The 14,030-nt window shown below is 55.7% G+C and carries 10 protein-coding genes; 5 read left to right on the forward strand and 5 right to left on the reverse strand.

All coding sequences use genetic code 11. The features are described from left to right. Nucleotides 1–82: 82 nt before the first annotated feature. A complete protein-coding gene (locus tag DFR37_RS00100; RefSeq protein WP_113931220.1) occupies nt 83–1,378 on the reverse strand; it encodes an NRAMP family divalent metal transporter in 1,296 nt (431 codons plus the stop codon). Between the two features lie 7 nt (nt 1,379–1,385). After that, nucleotides 1,386–2,747, reverse strand: a complete 1,362-nt coding sequence (locus DFR37_RS00105; RefSeq protein ID WP_113931221.1) for an MBL fold metallo-hydrolase RNA specificity domain-containing protein — start codon at nt 2,745–2,747, stop codon at nt 1,386–1,388. Nucleotides 2,748–3,023: 276 nt separating this feature from the next. On the opposite strand from DFR37_RS00105, the gene DFR37_RS00110 reads away from it, so the two are divergent. Together DFR37_RS00110 and DFR37_RS00115 are read left to right on the forward strand one after the other, a co-directional pair. Beyond that, complete coding sequence (locus DFR37_RS00110) at nt 3,024–4,199, forward strand: acetate/propionate family kinase (protein ID WP_113931222.1); 1,176 nt, start codon at nt 3,024–3,026, stop codon at nt 4,197–4,199. Between the two features lie 76 nt (nt 4,200–4,275). Beyond that, nucleotides 4,276–6,678: a phosphoketolase family protein gene (locus DFR37_RS00115; RefSeq protein WP_113931223.1), complete on the forward strand. Its 2,403-nt coding sequence runs from the start codon at nt 4,276–4,278 to the stop codon at nt 6,676–6,678. Nucleotides 6,679–6,731: 53 nt separating this feature from the next. Here DFR37_RS00115 and glgP read toward each other — a convergent pair whose 3' ends face one another. Continuing rightward, nucleotides 6,732–8,378: an alpha-glucan family phosphorylase gene (gene glgP / locus DFR37_RS00120; RefSeq protein WP_113931224.1), complete on the reverse strand. Its 1,647-nt coding sequence runs from the start codon at nt 8,376–8,378 to the stop codon at nt 6,732–6,734. 36 nt (nt 8,379–8,414) lie between these two features. Then, nucleotides 8,415–9,263 carry a BON domain-containing protein gene (locus DFR37_RS00125; protein WP_113931225.1) on the reverse strand — a complete coding sequence of 283 codons (849 nt, stop codon included), beginning with the start codon at nt 9,261–9,263 and terminating at the stop codon, nt 8,415–8,417. A gap of 274 nt (nt 9,264–9,537) precedes the next feature. Here DFR37_RS00125 and DFR37_RS00130 point away from each other — a divergent pair, with 274 nt between their 5' ends. The 3 genes from DFR37_RS00130 to DFR37_RS00140 all read left to right on the forward strand — a co-directional run bounded on the left by DFR37_RS00130 (nt 9,538) and on the right by DFR37_RS00140 (nt 13,302). Then, nucleotides 9,538–10,878 (forward strand): erythromycin esterase family protein, encoded by a 1,341-nt coding sequence (locus DFR37_RS00130; protein ID WP_113931226.1) that lies wholly within the window; start codon nt 9,538–9,540, stop codon nt 10,876–10,878. Nucleotides 10,879–11,155: 277 nt separating this feature from the next. Beyond that, nucleotides 11,156–11,365 carry a cold-shock protein gene (locus DFR37_RS00135; protein WP_113931227.1) on the forward strand — a complete coding sequence of 70 codons (210 nt, stop codon included), beginning with the start codon at nt 11,156–11,158 and terminating at the stop codon, nt 11,363–11,365. A gap of 377 nt (nt 11,366–11,742) precedes the next feature. After that, complete coding sequence (locus tag DFR37_RS00140) at nt 11,743–13,302, forward strand: TerC family protein (RefSeq protein ID WP_113931228.1); 1,560 nt, start codon at nt 11,743–11,745, stop codon at nt 13,300–13,302. Between the two features lie 60 nt (nt 13,303–13,362). Here the strand turns inward: DFR37_RS00140 and DFR37_RS00145 are convergent, their stop codons facing one another. After that, complete coding sequence (locus DFR37_RS00145; protein WP_379881319.1) at nt 13,363–13,962, reverse strand: BPSL1445 family SYLF domain-containing lipoprotein; 600 nt, start codon at nt 13,960–13,962, stop codon at nt 13,363–13,365. Nucleotides 13,963–14,030: the final 68 nt, after the last annotated feature.

Raw genomic sequence — 14,030 nt, forward strand, 5'->3', positions numbered from 1 at the left:
AAAACGCTTCCGAGCGCTTAAAGCATATCAAGTTCTTTTGCAACCTGGCTGAAGCCTTGGCTCTATGTCACAGGCGGTGGGCTTATGCTGAACCGGCCAACGCCACCAGCATAATGACCACCGCGAGAGCCATTACACTGGTACAAGCCCACCCCAATCTCCGTAATCGGCGGCGTATCACAAAGCGACCCATAATGTCCGGGCGGCCAGCCATCAGCATCATTATTATCATGATCGGCACTGAAATGACGCCATTGATTACAGCGCTCCAGTAAAGCGCCTTAATCGGGTCGATCGGAGTAAAGCACAGCGCGACGCCCAGCAAGGTCGAAAGAACAATAATGCTATAGAACTTCCTGGCCGTTGATGGCTTGGATTCAAGGCTGTTTTTCCAATCAAAAGCCCCTGCCATGGCATAGGCCGCGGATCCCGCCAGAACCGGAATGGCCAGCAGACCTGTACCAATGATGCCAGCACTAAATAGCCAGAAGGCAAATTCGCCTGCTATTGGCCGCAATGCCGATGCTGCTTGTGCCGACGTCTGAATATCAGTTACCCCGTGCTGATGCAGGGTCACCGCGGTCGTCAGGATAATGAAGTAAGCGATGAGGTTGGAAAACCCCATGCCAATATGAGTGTCAAGCTTAATGCGCCGAAAATTGGCATGTGCTTGCTGCGGCGCATATTTAAGCGGCCGCGCCTTCGGGTCTGCCAACTCTTCTTCCACCTCTTGCGAAGTTTGCCAAAGGAAGAGATATGGGCTGATGGTGGTGCCAAATACCGCGACAACGGTCGTTATGAATTCTGTTTTCCAGGACAAGTGCGGCAAGAACGTTTCAATTATCACCCGGTCCCAGGGCACGCGTACTGCAAATACCACGCCAACATAGGCAAGCAAGGCCAGTGTAAGCCACTTCAATATACGCACATACCGGTTGTAAGGAATAAAGACTTGAAGCAGCACCGAAGCCATTCCAAACCCCAAGGCGTAGAAACGTGTAGCCCCGCCAACCAATAGTTTCAAGGCTTCGCTCATCGCGGCAATATCGGCTGCAATATTGATCGTATTAGCCAAAAGCAGTAGCCCAACAATGCAATAAAGCAGCCAAGGCGGGTAATGCCGACGAATATTGGTGGCGAGCCCATGGCCGCTAACCCTGCCGATCTGTGCGCTGACGATTTGAATACCGACCATTAGCGGGTAGGTAAAAAGCGTCGTCCACAACATACTGAAGCCAAATTGCGCACCAGCCTGAGAATAAGTGGCAATGCCGCTTGGGTCGTCGTCGGCAGCCCCGGTAATCAGCCCGGGACCCAGCTTATTGATCCACAGCTCTTCGGGGGGCCCGGGCAGCTCGCTAGCGGTTAAGTTCGTCATCTGGAATTCAACGCAAGCTGACTTTCTCAAGATCCTGAGCGACACGGCAGGACCAACCTAACTCATCTTTAATTCGTAATCGCAAAGTGTCTGCGGCTTCCGGTTCGCCATGTACCAAAAAAGTTTCTTTTGGCGGCTTTTCAAAATTGCTCAACCAGCGCATGATTTCATCAGTGTCGGCATGAGCTGACAGCATCGATAAGTTGTGTAACTCTGCTCGGACGGGAATGTATTCGCCATGGATTTTGACCGTTTCTGCACCGTGCAACATTTTGGCGCCCCGCGTCCCCGCCGCCTGAAAACCGGAGAACAATATGGACGAGCGTACGTCGGGCGCGTACCGCTTTAAATGATGCAAAACCCGCCCTCCCGTAGCCATCCCGCTAGCAGAGATAATAACTTTCGGCATAGGGCTGTTATCTAAAGCTTTGGATTCTTCGACATCGCGAACATAATGAGCGACATTGAAAGCGGCGGCGTATTTGGCTTCGTTTAAACGCAAATCGTCACTATGGCCACGGTAAACATCCACTGTATTTACGGACATCGGACTATCCAGGTAAATAGGTAGATTGCCAGGCAATTGTCCTTTTTGTTTTAGGCGGTACAAGTACCAAAGCAACAGTTGCGCGCGCCCAACGGCAAAGGCCGGAATGATAACCGTACCTCCCCGCGCCGCCGTGCGCCGAATTATGTCTCCCAACCGGGTTTCGGGATCTTCTTGATCATGACGACGGTCCCCGTAGGTTGATTCCAATACCAAATAGTCGGCGCTTTTTACAACGGCAGGATCCGGCATCAAAGGATCGTCGTATCGGCCTAAGTCTCCGGAAAAGACAATATTGCACCCCTTCCAGTGAACCTCGACAATGGAGGCGCCCAATATATGGCCCGCGCGAAGGAATCGCAGGCTGATGCCTTCCTGCGGCTGATGCAGCATATCGAAAGATAACCTTTTTAGCTGGCGCATCGCATGGTCTACGTCTTTCAGGGTGTACAAGGGCATCGCAGGCGTGTGTTTGGATACCTTATGCCGATTTGCAAAATCCGCATCAGACTCTTGAATATGAGCGCTGTCGGCCAGCAGGATCTGGCATAAATCGACGGTGGCTGGGGTGGCGTAAACTGTACCTTGAAAACCATCATGTGCCAGTCGCGGCAAATATCCCGAATGATCAAGATGAGCATGTGTCAGCACGATGGCCTCGATGCTGTCAGGAGGCACAGGAAAAGCGCCCCAATTTCGAAGCCGCAATTGCTTCAAGCCCTGAAAGAGCCCACAATCGATAAGAATACGCTGGCCGTCGGCTTCAAGCAGGTGCCGAGATCCGGTTACCGTTCCGGCCGCTCCAAGAAATGTAAGCTCCATAAACACTCGCTCAAGTAGTATGCGGTTGATGTGGTCTAAGGCGTTGCAGGGAGATTACTCTTATTTTGTAACGTTTGATACTTCTCATCTGACACTGAAGATCATCACGCTAGTTCACATTCAGGTACATGGATCACTACGTTGGAGACAGAGGCAATTTAAAGAGCGGGTTCTGCGCGCGCCTTTAGGATCCTATCCGAGACAACGACTGTAGTGTAGTATTGCCTTTGCCATTAGCCTTATCCGCCGCATATTTTCTTGAAGGCTGGGCCTAACATGTCCAACGAATCAATATTAGTCGTCAACTCGGGGTCCTCATCGCTCAAATTTGGGCTTTGCAGAAAGGTCAACGATACAGAACAACTGGTGTTGGAAGGATTGGCGGATGGCATAGGCGGCGGCCAGGGAAAACTTCTGCTCAAGGATGGCGGGGGCCAAGTCGTGCGATCCGAATGCCTGAGCTTTTCGTCGCAAGGCGACGCATTGCAGACAGCCGCACAGTGGCTGAATGAACTCCAAGCCAAACCGCAAGCGATAGGACATCGGGTTGTACACGGAGGCCCCCTGCTGACATCCCATCAGCGTATTACCCCCGCGGTATTGGCTCAATTGCGGGCCTGTCTGCATTTCGCGCCAATACACATTCCGATAGGCCTGGAATTAATAGAGCGGGTTGAGCGGATCTATCCAGAGGCATCCCAGTTCGCGTGCTTTGACACGGCGTTTCACCGCAGCCTTCCCGAAGTCGCCGCAAGGTTCGCCCTTCCCTCCGATTTATTCGATGAAGGAGTCCGTCGCTATGGATTTCATGGCCTCTCTTACGAGTCCATTATTCATCAATGGAACGGCAGCGTACCCTCGCGCATGATAATTGCTCATCTGGGCAATGGAGCCAGCGTGGTCGCGCTAAAGGACGGGTTATCTGTCGACACCACGATGGGCCTTACTCCAACCGGAGGCATTCCCATGGCTACACGCAGTGGCGATCTGGATCCGGGCGTAATACTATATTTGTTGCAGGCAAAGCAACTGAGCGCCAGGTCGATTGAAACGCTATTGAACAATACCTCCGGGCTGACAGCCTTGTCGCAAGGTAGGCGCGACATGCGTGAGCTGCAGGCCGCGGCGGATGCCGGCGACCACCATGCACAGTTGGCGCTGGATGTATTTTGCACATCCATTCGCAAGACTATTGGAGCCTACACAGCCGTGCTTGGCGGCCTGGATGCAATTGTTTTTACCGGCGGCATCGGCGAGCACAGCCCGCGGGTTCGACGTAAGGTTTGCAACGGTCTGGAGTTCCTTGGCGCCCGCATTGACGAACCGGCCAACCTGCGCAATGACAAAAGGATTTCACCCGAAGAAGCCCGGCTTGGAGTTTTTGTCTTTGAATCCCAGGAAGAACTGCAAATAGCTCGCCATTGTCGCTCCATGCTGGACGACGCTGCCTGAAAGGTAAAACATAGTCTTTGCAGCTTTCCTTGAAATTGCTGCAAGTGTCTGTATAAACACAAGGAGCCAGATTGTCATGAGATCCACTCAAAACATTCGGGCAGCCGAGGCAAGCCGGACTCTTTCCGATAATGAACGGCGCTTGATCGACGCGTACTGGCGTGCCTGCAATTACCTATGCGCCGGCATGATCTACCTACGCGACAATCCCCTTCTTAAAGAGCCGCTGCGTCCAGAACATTTCAAGAACCGGCTGTTGGGGCACTGGGGGTCCGATCCCGGTCAAACCTTCATCTGGGTGCATTTGAATCGTGTCATCCGCAAGTTCGATTTAAATATGATTTATCTCTCGGGCCCCGGGCATGGCGCCCCAGCCGTCATATCCAATTGTTATCTGGAAAAAACCTATTCAGAAATCTATCCCGAGAAAAGCCGGGACGAGGCAGGCATGCTGAATCTATTCCGGGCTTTCTCGTTTCCCGGCCAGCTAGGCAGCCATTGCACTCCCGAAGTGCCCGGGTCGATTCACGAAGGCGGTGAACTGGGCTATAGCGTCTCGCACGCTTTTGGAGCCGTATTCGATAATCCCGACCTCATAGCCAGTGTCGTGGTCGGAGACGGCGAAGCCGAAACCGGACCGCTGGCAACGTCATGGCACTCCAACAAGTTCCTGAACCCGATCCGCGACGGCGCAGTGTTGCCCATTCTTCATATGAATGGCTACAAGATTGCCAATCCCACGCTGCTGGCGCGTATCACTCCACAGGAGCTGGAGGATTTATTCAAGGGATACGGATGGACGCCGCATGTGGTCGAAGGCGAGGAGCCCGATGCAATGCACGAGAAGATGGCATCAACGGTCGAGGCCTGCGTGTTGCAGATTCGGGCCATTCAAGAACAAGCGCGCAAAGCCAACAAGCCGGACAGACCGCGCTGGCCGATGATTATTCTTCGGTCGCCCAAGGGCTGGACCGGGCCCAAGGAGGTAGACGGGCATCAAGTGGAAAACTTCTGGCGGTCGCATCAGGTTCCTGTTACCGAGGTGAAATCGAATCCCGAGCATCTACGGATTGTCGAGCAATGGATGCGCAGCTATCGGCCGCAGGAGCTGTTTGACGAGCATGGCGCCTTGATGCCTGAATTACAGGATCTGGCGCCGGTGGGCGAGCGCCGCATGAGCGCCAACCCGCACGCCAACGGAGGCAAACTGCGCAAGCCCCTGGCTATCCCCGACTTTCGCGACTATGCCGTCCCGTTGGATAGCCCTGGAAGCAAGCGAGTATCGCCTACGGAAAATCTTGGCCGGTTCTTGCGCGATGTAATGAAGTCGAACATGACCAGCTTTCGGCTTTTCAGCCCGGACGAAAATGCCTCGAACCGTTTGCAGGAGGTCTACAAGGCAAGTCCGAAGACCTGGATGGCGCAAATAAAGCCCGAGGATGCCGACGGCACAGAGATAGCGCCCGATGGGCGCGTGATGGAGATGCTCAGCGAGCATACGCTTGAGGGTTGGCTGGAGGGATATTTACTGACGGGGCGCCATGGCATTTTCAATACATACGAGGCCTTTGTTCATATTGTCGACTCCATGTACAACCAGCATGCCAAATGGCTCGATAAAGCGAAGCTTGAGGTGCGATGGCGGGCTCCGATTTCATCGCTTAATATCCTCATCTCATCGCTTGTCTGGCGTCAGGACCACAATGGCTTTACGCACCAGGATCCGGGCTTTTTGGATCTGGTCAGCAATAAAAGCGCCGAGATAACGCGTATTTATCTGCCTCCCGACGCAAACTGCCTGCTCAGTGTGGCGGACCATTGCTTGCGCAGCACCGACTACGTCAACGTAATAGTCTCCGATAAGCAGCCGCATTTGGTCTATTTGGATATGGAAGCCGCCGCAATCCACTGCGCCAAGGGCATCGGCATCTGGGAGTGGGCCAGCACTGACGCCGCCGACGAGCCGGACGTCGTCATGGCCAGCGCTGGCGACATCTTGACTCAAGAAGCGCTGGCTGCGGTCGCTATTCTTCGCGAGCATCTTCCAAAGCTTAAGATCCGCTTTGTCAATGTTGTCGATCTGTATCGGCTTCAACCCAGCACAGAACATCCCCATGGTCTCTCTGACCGTGATTTCGATGCACTTTTTACCCGTGATAAGCCCGTGATCTTCAATTTCCATGGGTATCCGTGGCTTATTCACAAGTTCACCTATCGCAGGACGAATCACTCCAATATTCACGTACGCGGATACAAAGAGAAAGGCAACATCAACACGCCGCTCGAGCTGGCCATTCAAAACCAGGTCGACCGCTTCAATTTGGCAATTGACGTCATCGACCGTGTTCCAGGATTACGAAACTCTGGCGCACACTTGAAAGAATGGCTTAAAGGACAAATCATCGACAGCATCAACCATGCCAATACCGAAGGCACGGACAGAGATGAGATTCAGCATTGGAAATGGCCACAGGGGTAAAACGGCGCCAGTCCGGAACGCGTCCAATTCGCTGCGGCGCGCGCCGCGCCGGCTCACAGCAGATAGCCTTCTGCCGCATACTGGCGCATCATGCGTTGACTATTGAAATGATTGGCGTTTCGACCGATAGCTCCTCTCATGACATTGACCCATGCCCCACGGTCGCGATACCACATGGGTAGAATGATATGTTCGAGTTTGTCATAAAGACTGGCTGCGTGGGATTCATCCGTGGCTTGGGAGTCGTTGCCAATTGCCCAGCCGGTGATGCCCTCGATGCAGCCTTCCAGCCACCAACCGTCCAAAATACTCAGGTTCGGCACGCCATTGAAAGCCGCCTTCATACCGCTAGTACCCGAGGCCTCATGCGGCGGTAATGGTGTATTCAGCCACACATCGGCGCCTGAAACCATGGCCAGCGCGACCTCCATGTCGTAGTCCGGTATAAACGCCACCTGGACCGATCCTTTCAGTGCTAAAGCGTACTGATGCAGCCGCTCGATAATGCGCTTTCCGCCCGCGTCGTGGGGGTGGGACTTCCCCGCCAGCACGACCTGGAACGGATGTGAGTTGGCGATGCTTTTCAGGCGCGACAGGTCGCGAAACAGTAAATCGATTCTTTTGTATTCGGTCATCCGGCGCGCCAGCCCCAAGATGGGCACGCCGGCCTCCAGTTGGGAGCCTGCTCGCGCCTGTACCAAGCGAATCAGCGCCGCCTTGGCTATCATGTGGGCGTTCCAGATGTCTTCCGAAGCAAGTTGCTCCGAGCGCATAAGCGCTTCAGGGTTGTGGCTCCAGCCGGGCCAATGCCGGGAATAAAGCGCGCGGAAGGGTTCGCTGGTCCAGGTAAACGGATGAACGCCGTTCGTCACAGCCTTGATTTCGTAACCCGGGAACATGCGTTGCGAAACCATGGCATGGCGCCGCGCCACGCCGTTGACATAATCCGCAAGCGAAAGGGACAAGCGAGTCATGTTCAGTTCGTCGGACCCGCCTAATTCCTTGAGCTCTTCCAACTCATAATAATCTCCGAGCACCTGCGTTACCAGGGTGTACGGGAACCGGTCGTGTCCCGCGTCGACCGGCGTGTGAGTGGTGAAAATTCGGCGAGCTTTGGGCTCGACACGACGAGACTCGAGCCCCATGAATGCAGAGTGCCCTTCATTCATATGGAAGCACCGGATCTTCACGGCCAGCGCCCTTAACATGCGTACGCCGCCAATTCCCAGGATTGCCTCTTGCTTTAACCGATAGGCCGCGTCCCCGCCATACAGCGAGTCTGTCAAAGTTCGGTCTTCAACATGGTTCTCCTCCAGGTTAGTATCGAGCAAAAGGACGGGGACGCTCGCGCCGCGGACACTGGAAACGAAGTAAAGCCACGCGATGATCCAGACTTGCCTGCCCTCCAGATGAACGGCCACTTTCGCACCCAGCCGCCGCGTATGCGCCTCCGGGCGCCATGTCGCGGGCTTCTCGATCTGCCCGCCGTCCGGACCGATCTCTTGTTTGAAATACCCTGCCCGGCTGACAAGAGTAATACCGATGACAGGAAGTTCAAGATCGGCCGCCGAGCGCATTACGTCCCCGGCTAGCACGCCAAGCCCCCCCGCATAGGTGGGTATGGCCGGTTCCAGCGCCATTTCCATGGAAAAGTATGCAACACGTCCGGCTATGTCGAGCTCCGTCGTCGTTTCCGCCATGCTTTGTCTCCTTGGGTGCGCTTCCCGTCCGGCAATCTACTGCTGCTTCCGTTCCCGTGGCAAAGAAGCAGCACTGTTCCCGGCTTGCGTTTGTACGCGGATGCGGTTGTCGACTTCCTGTACGCCCATGCAGTCGTCGGCGCAATCTTCTATTGCGTGCTTGGCATAACGGTCCGTGACTGTGCCCTGCAGCGTGACCTTTCCATCCGATACGTCCACGGAAACGTCGCTGACATCGCAGCCGCTGCGACTCAGTTGTTCGCACACGTCTTCGCGAATGCGCTCGTCCGACCGCTTGTAGCCTTTGGGCATGCTTCTTGGTGCCGAATAATGTTCTTGCGGTCGATTGGCCTCGAAGCCACGATTGCCGCCCGCTTGCAAATTGGATTGCGGCCCGCCTTGAGATCGAAAGGCATTAGCCGGCTCGTAGGCATGGCGTTGCGGATTTCGCCGGCCATAGCCGCCCTCGTCCAGTATGCGGTTGGCGTAGCCGCCATAGTCCTCTCCTGGCGTAAATTGCTCTTCCAGCAGATAGCCGGCCTGTTGGCTGCGCCGCGGCTGCGGAGATGCTCCACGGTCATAGTTATCGCCTCCTGCATACCCGCGTCCCCCTGGGCCGCCGTATCCGCCTTGATCGTACCTGTCGCCTTCATTGCCGCTGCGGCCTTCGTATCGGCCATACTCACCGCCTTGGTCGAGCCAATCGCCACTGAAGTCGCTCCTTGCGCGCGACGGCGCTTGGCGGTCGTAGCTTCGTTGATCGTGACCTTGGTAAGCGCCTTGCTCCCGCCCGAACGGCGACTGGCGTCCACGGTTTTCGGCGGGGTCGCGGTCAAGGTCGGGATAATCGAAGTTTCGTCGATTCCTCTGAAAATCATTAGGCATGTTGATCTCCTTGTCTATGGAAATTTAGGACCTTGCGGAAAATCCACGGTAAGTTGCCCTAAGCGAGAAGCACAGCAATTGATATGCCGCCGACGGGCGCGCTTCTTATGCTTTTTGCATAACGGGCTCAACGCAGAACGGCGGTGTACGCGACTCTCGCGGCATGCCATTTGCTGGACCCTGGACGAGTCCAGCCATCGCCCATCTGGTGCACTACGGCTGCGGATATGGCCCAAATCCCACAGGACGAGCCGAAGAACCCGGGAACACAAATATGGTTGACGAAACAGACAATGCACTTGTCCAGGCGATCCGCAATGCCGCATACCTAATGCAGGGCGCGGCGCGCGACTATGATCCGCTTATTGATCTCGTCGGCGATGCTCGATTCGTCTTATTGGGCGAAGCGTCGCACGGCACGCATGAGTTCTACGATGCTCGCGCGCAAATTACAAAGCGGCTGATCGAAGAAAAGGGATTCAACGCCATTGCCATCGAGGCAGATTGGCCTGATGCATATCGCATCAATCGCTATGTCCGGGCGGCAGGCATAGATTCCAATAGCCGCGATGCATTGAAAGACTTCAAGCGCTTTCCGACGTGGATGTGGCGCAACCTTGATGTCCTGGCATTTGTCGAATGGCTGCGCCGTTTCAACGACAACCGGGAAGAACAAAGCAAGACCGGACTCTATGGGCTGGACTTGTACAGCATGTACTCTTCCATGGACGCGGTGCTTCGCTATCTTGAAAAGGTCGATCCCGAGGCGGCCGCCCGCGCCCGCTATCGCTACTCCTGCTTCGACCACTTTGCCGAAGATCCCCAGGCCTATGGTTACGCCGCAAGTTTCGACCTTTCTTCTTCATGCGAGCAAGAGGCGCTGGGCCAGGCGCTTGAACTGCAAAAGCAGGCAATCGCCTACGCTGGCCAAGACGGCAGAGTCGAAAGCGATGAGTTCTTCTTCGCCCAGCAAAATGCCCGGCTGGTAAAAAATGCGGAACAATACTATCGCTCCATGTTCCGAGGCCGCGTTGAGTCCTGGAACAACCGCGATCGCCATATGGCGCAAACGCTCGAGGCACTGGTGGACTACCTGAGTACCGAGCAGAAAGATGCCAAGGTGGTGGTATGGGCGCACAACTCTCACGTGGGCGATGCCCGGGCTACAGAGATGGGCGAGTTGGGCGAACTGAATCTTGGCCAACTTGTCCGCGAGCGATATGGCAGGGACGCCCTGCTCGTGGGATTTACTACCTATCAGGGCGCCGTCATCGCCACCTCGGACTGGGATATGCCGCCGCAGCAAAAGCGGGTGTCACCCGCCCTGAAGAACAGCATTGAGCGCGTCTTTCATCAAACCGAAATAGCGCGCTTCCTGCTGCTTCTGCGGGATGACGCGCCATTGCGCGCGGCGCTGAACCGGCCTCTGCTGGAACGGGCCATAGGTGTCATCTATCGCTCCGAAACCGAGCGGCAAAGCCATTATTTTCATGTCAATCTGGGCGAACAGTTCGACGCCATAGTGCATTTCGACGACACAGGGCCAGTCGAGCCGATCGGATACATCAAAGCCGAAGGCCGCGACATGGCGGAAACCTTCCCGACCGGAATTTGACCCTGCCAACGCATGAGCAAAGCGCTTGGGCGGGATTATTGTTGCTTTGGCCGCTCGCCAAGGGCGTCGGCCGATGTTCAGGCACAGAAAGTGCTGGTGCACTTTGGCGATGGTGTAGAGGCGGCGGTCGCTGGAGTCATCCAGCTTGCGCCGCGCGAGGGGCAGCCATCGTTTGCGGCAATATTTTGCAAGCCAGACCATTCATCAAGGCGTTCTTTCGGCGCAAGCTGTGGGACAATATGCTGAGTATTCCAGACAATCTTCAAGGACAACAGCAATGCAACGACAAACGGGTACCGTCAAGTGGTTCAACAATGACAAAGGATTCGGCTTTATTACGCCCGAGAATGGCGGTAAGGACTTATTTGCGCACCACACCGACATTGTGGGCACCGGATACAAATCGCTAGAAGAGAACCAGCGGGTTTCTTACGAAGTCGCCGAAGGCCCCAAAGGCCCCCAGGCGAAATCGATCCAGGCAATTTGAATGTTGCCTGTGCGGGCCGGAAACTCACCGGCTTGCACAGGCCGCTACGCCCTGGCGCCACCAGCAACATTCGGCCAGGCCGTTTAGGGCCGCGGCGCGCTATACTAGGCGTCACTATCACCAGCCCCTTCCTACCTATGAGACGATTTATCGTCCCTTTTTTTATCCCCCACTCTCCGTATTCAAATCAGACTCGGCCCTTTGCAGCTTGCCTGCCGACGCCCTTGTCCCTGCCCCTTCCCCGTCTGTATTCGTCCGGACCGCACATCCGAACGATCGGCTCTGTATTAAATCCGCCACTCTTCTCATCTCCGCTTCGATTCGTACATGGGGAGCGTTGTGGCGTGGCTTTATTCCTCTTTTTATTAGGCTAGCGTATGGAATGGTTCTTGGATCCCAATATCTGGCTGGGTCTATTGACCCTGGTCGTGCTGGAAATCGTGCTCGGCATCGACAACCTGATCTTTATTGCCATACTGGCCGACAAGCTGCCGCCCCACCAGCGCGACAAGGCAAGGCTGATTGGCCTTTCCCTGGCGTTGTTGATGCGCTTGGGACTGCTCATGATGGTCTCGTGGCTGGTGACACTGACCGCTCCACTACTTGCGTTTGGGCCTTTTTCGCTTTCGGGCAGAGACTTGATCCTGCTTTTGGGCGGCATCTTTCTTTTGGTCAAGGCCACTACAGAATTGCATGAACGTCTGGAGGGCACTCCGCACCAACATGGCAAGTCGGCGGCCTATGCCGGTTTTGCCGTCGTGGTGGCGCAAATAGTGGTCCTGGACGCCGTCTTCTCGCTGGATGCGGTCATTACGGCCGTGGGGATGGTGGATGAGCTACCCGTGATGATGGCGGCGGTGGTTATTTCCATGGCCATGATGATGTGGGCCTCCAAGCCTTTGACCGCCTTTGTGAATGCGCATCCTACCGTTGTTGTGTTGTGCCTTAGCTTTTTGCTGATGATAGGCCTGAGCCTTACCAGCGAAGGGTTGGGCTTCAAGATTCCAAAAGGCTACCTGTATGCGGCCATCGGGTTTTCCATTCTTATCGAGTTTTTCAACCAGGTTGCCCGCCGCAGCCTGTTAAAGAGCGAAGCGCGCCTGCCTTTGCGCGATCGTACCGCGGAGGCGGTGTTGCGCATGCTTGGAGGCAAGCCGAGCCCCGATGCATCGCAAGCCGTGCCCGAAGATGCCTCGAATGCCGGCCAACCCGCCTTTGGCGCCGAGGAACGCAGCATGGTAAGCGGAGTGCTGACGCTGGGCGGCCGCTCGATTAGATCCATCATGACTCCCCGCACCGAGATCTCGTGGATCGACCTGGACGACGACCCTGCGACAATACAACGCTATTTGCGCGACACGCCCCACAGCTTCTTCCCGGTCTGCCGCGGCCAACTCGACAATATACTGGGAGTTGCGCGGGCTAAAGACCTATTGGCCGACATGATGGACGGCAAGAGCCTTGATAAGCTGCCGAGTTTAAGGGCGCCCATCGTCGTCCACGAACTGACAGCCGTTCTGAAGGCGATGGACACACTTAAGAAGTCGCGCGGACAACTGGTATTGGTCACCGATGAATACGGCACGATTCAAGGGCTTCTTACGCCGATAGACATCCTGGAGGCAATAGCCGGCGAATTTCCCGACGAAGACGAGCAACCGACCATTCAGTCGATGGGGCCGGGACACTGGCGCGTCAACGGCGCGGCGGATCTTCATCATTTGGCACAAGTATTGGGCACAGATATTCTGCCCGCCAGCGGCGATGGATTCACCTCTATTGCCGGCTTGCTGCTGGATCGCTTTGGAACCCTGCCCGAAATCGGTGCCGTGATAGAGTTCAACGGCCTTAGATTTGAAGTAGTGCAGATGACCGGCCGGCGCATTGCCACGCTGGATGTGACGCGGCTGGACGACGTGCAATCAAGCGAACACTAAACGCGGCGGACTGCATGCTCTGCAGCCCGCCTTGCTCAACGCAGGGTTGTCGCACTCCGCCTAGAGTCCTTCGACTTTTTGAATCTTGACACCTTCAAGCGAGACCCCCGCCATCAGGCCGGCGTTCGTCAACACGAAGCCGACGACCGATTGCTGAGCGGTATTGGTGTCCACCTTTCCGTTGGCGCCGATCTTGGCCACGGCTACCGTTGCGTCGACGCCGGCCGTCCAGCCATTGCTGCTCTGAAATTTATCCAGGGCTTCTTGGGTCATGAACAACAGCACGATCGCCCTCGACTGCGCGCCTGCTTGAAAACCTATGGAGCCGCCGGTCGTACTGTAATAGCCCTGGTTGCGGCCATTTACCCGCAAGACGCCATTGCCGTGCTCGACGCCTATGACAAACCCGGCGCTCAGAACGTTCGGAAAGACCAGCACGCCCTTGGCCCGCTCGACCATCGAGCGCGCATCCGGCGCCGACTTGTAAAGCCGGGTCAGCGTCGAATCCACGCTTGCGTTGATATCTTTGCGCTGTTGGCTGGCGGTCGCCTGGTCTTTCGGCGCGGTGGTGGTGCAGCCCGCAAAAACCAGGCTGGACAGCGCAACCGCCATAATGGCTAGGCTTTTACCCCGGGGTACCGATAGTTGTTGTTTCATAATGGGCCTCTGTGGTTGTAGGTACTGTGGCCTACGAGAAGCAAGCAGCGTGCCCATTAATGCGCGATCCT

The sequence above is a fragment of the Eoetvoesiella caeni genome, from assembly GCF_003315175.1.
Classification (GTDB): Bacteria; Pseudomonadota; Gammaproteobacteria; order Burkholderiales; family Burkholderiaceae_B; genus Eoetvoesia; species Eoetvoesia caeni.

Coding starts and splice junctions, on each gene's coding strand:
- glgP (WP_113931224.1), bottom strand. CDS start 8,378: ATGGCGGAAACGACGACGGAGCTCGACATAGCCGGACGTGTTGCATAC.
- DFR37_RS00135 (WP_113931227.1), top strand. CDS start 11,156: ATGCAACGACAAACGGGTACCGTCAAGTGGTTCAACAATGACAAAGGA.
- DFR37_RS00105 (WP_113931221.1), bottom strand. CDS start 2,747: ATGGAGCTTACATTTCTTGGAGCGGCCGGAACGGTAACCGGATCTCGG.
- DFR37_RS00100 (WP_113931220.1), bottom strand. CDS start 1,378: ATGACGAACTTAACCGCTAGCGAGCTGCCCGGGCCCCCCGAAGAGCTG.
- DFR37_RS00125 (WP_113931225.1), bottom strand. CDS start 9,263: ATGCCTAATGATTTTCAGAGGAATCGACGAAACTTCGATTATCCCGAC.
- DFR37_RS00130 (WP_113931226.1), top strand. CDS start 9,538: ATGGTTGACGAAACAGACAATGCACTTGTCCAGGCGATCCGCAATGCC.
- DFR37_RS00115 (WP_113931223.1), top strand. CDS start 4,276: ATGAGATCCACTCAAAACATTCGGGCAGCCGAGGCAAGCCGGACTCTT.
- DFR37_RS00110 (WP_113931222.1), top strand. CDS start 3,024: ATGTCCAACGAATCAATATTAGTCGTCAACTCGGGGTCCTCATCGCTC.
- DFR37_RS00140 (WP_113931228.1), top strand. CDS start 11,743: ATGGAATGGTTCTTGGATCCCAATATCTGGCTGGGTCTATTGACCCTG.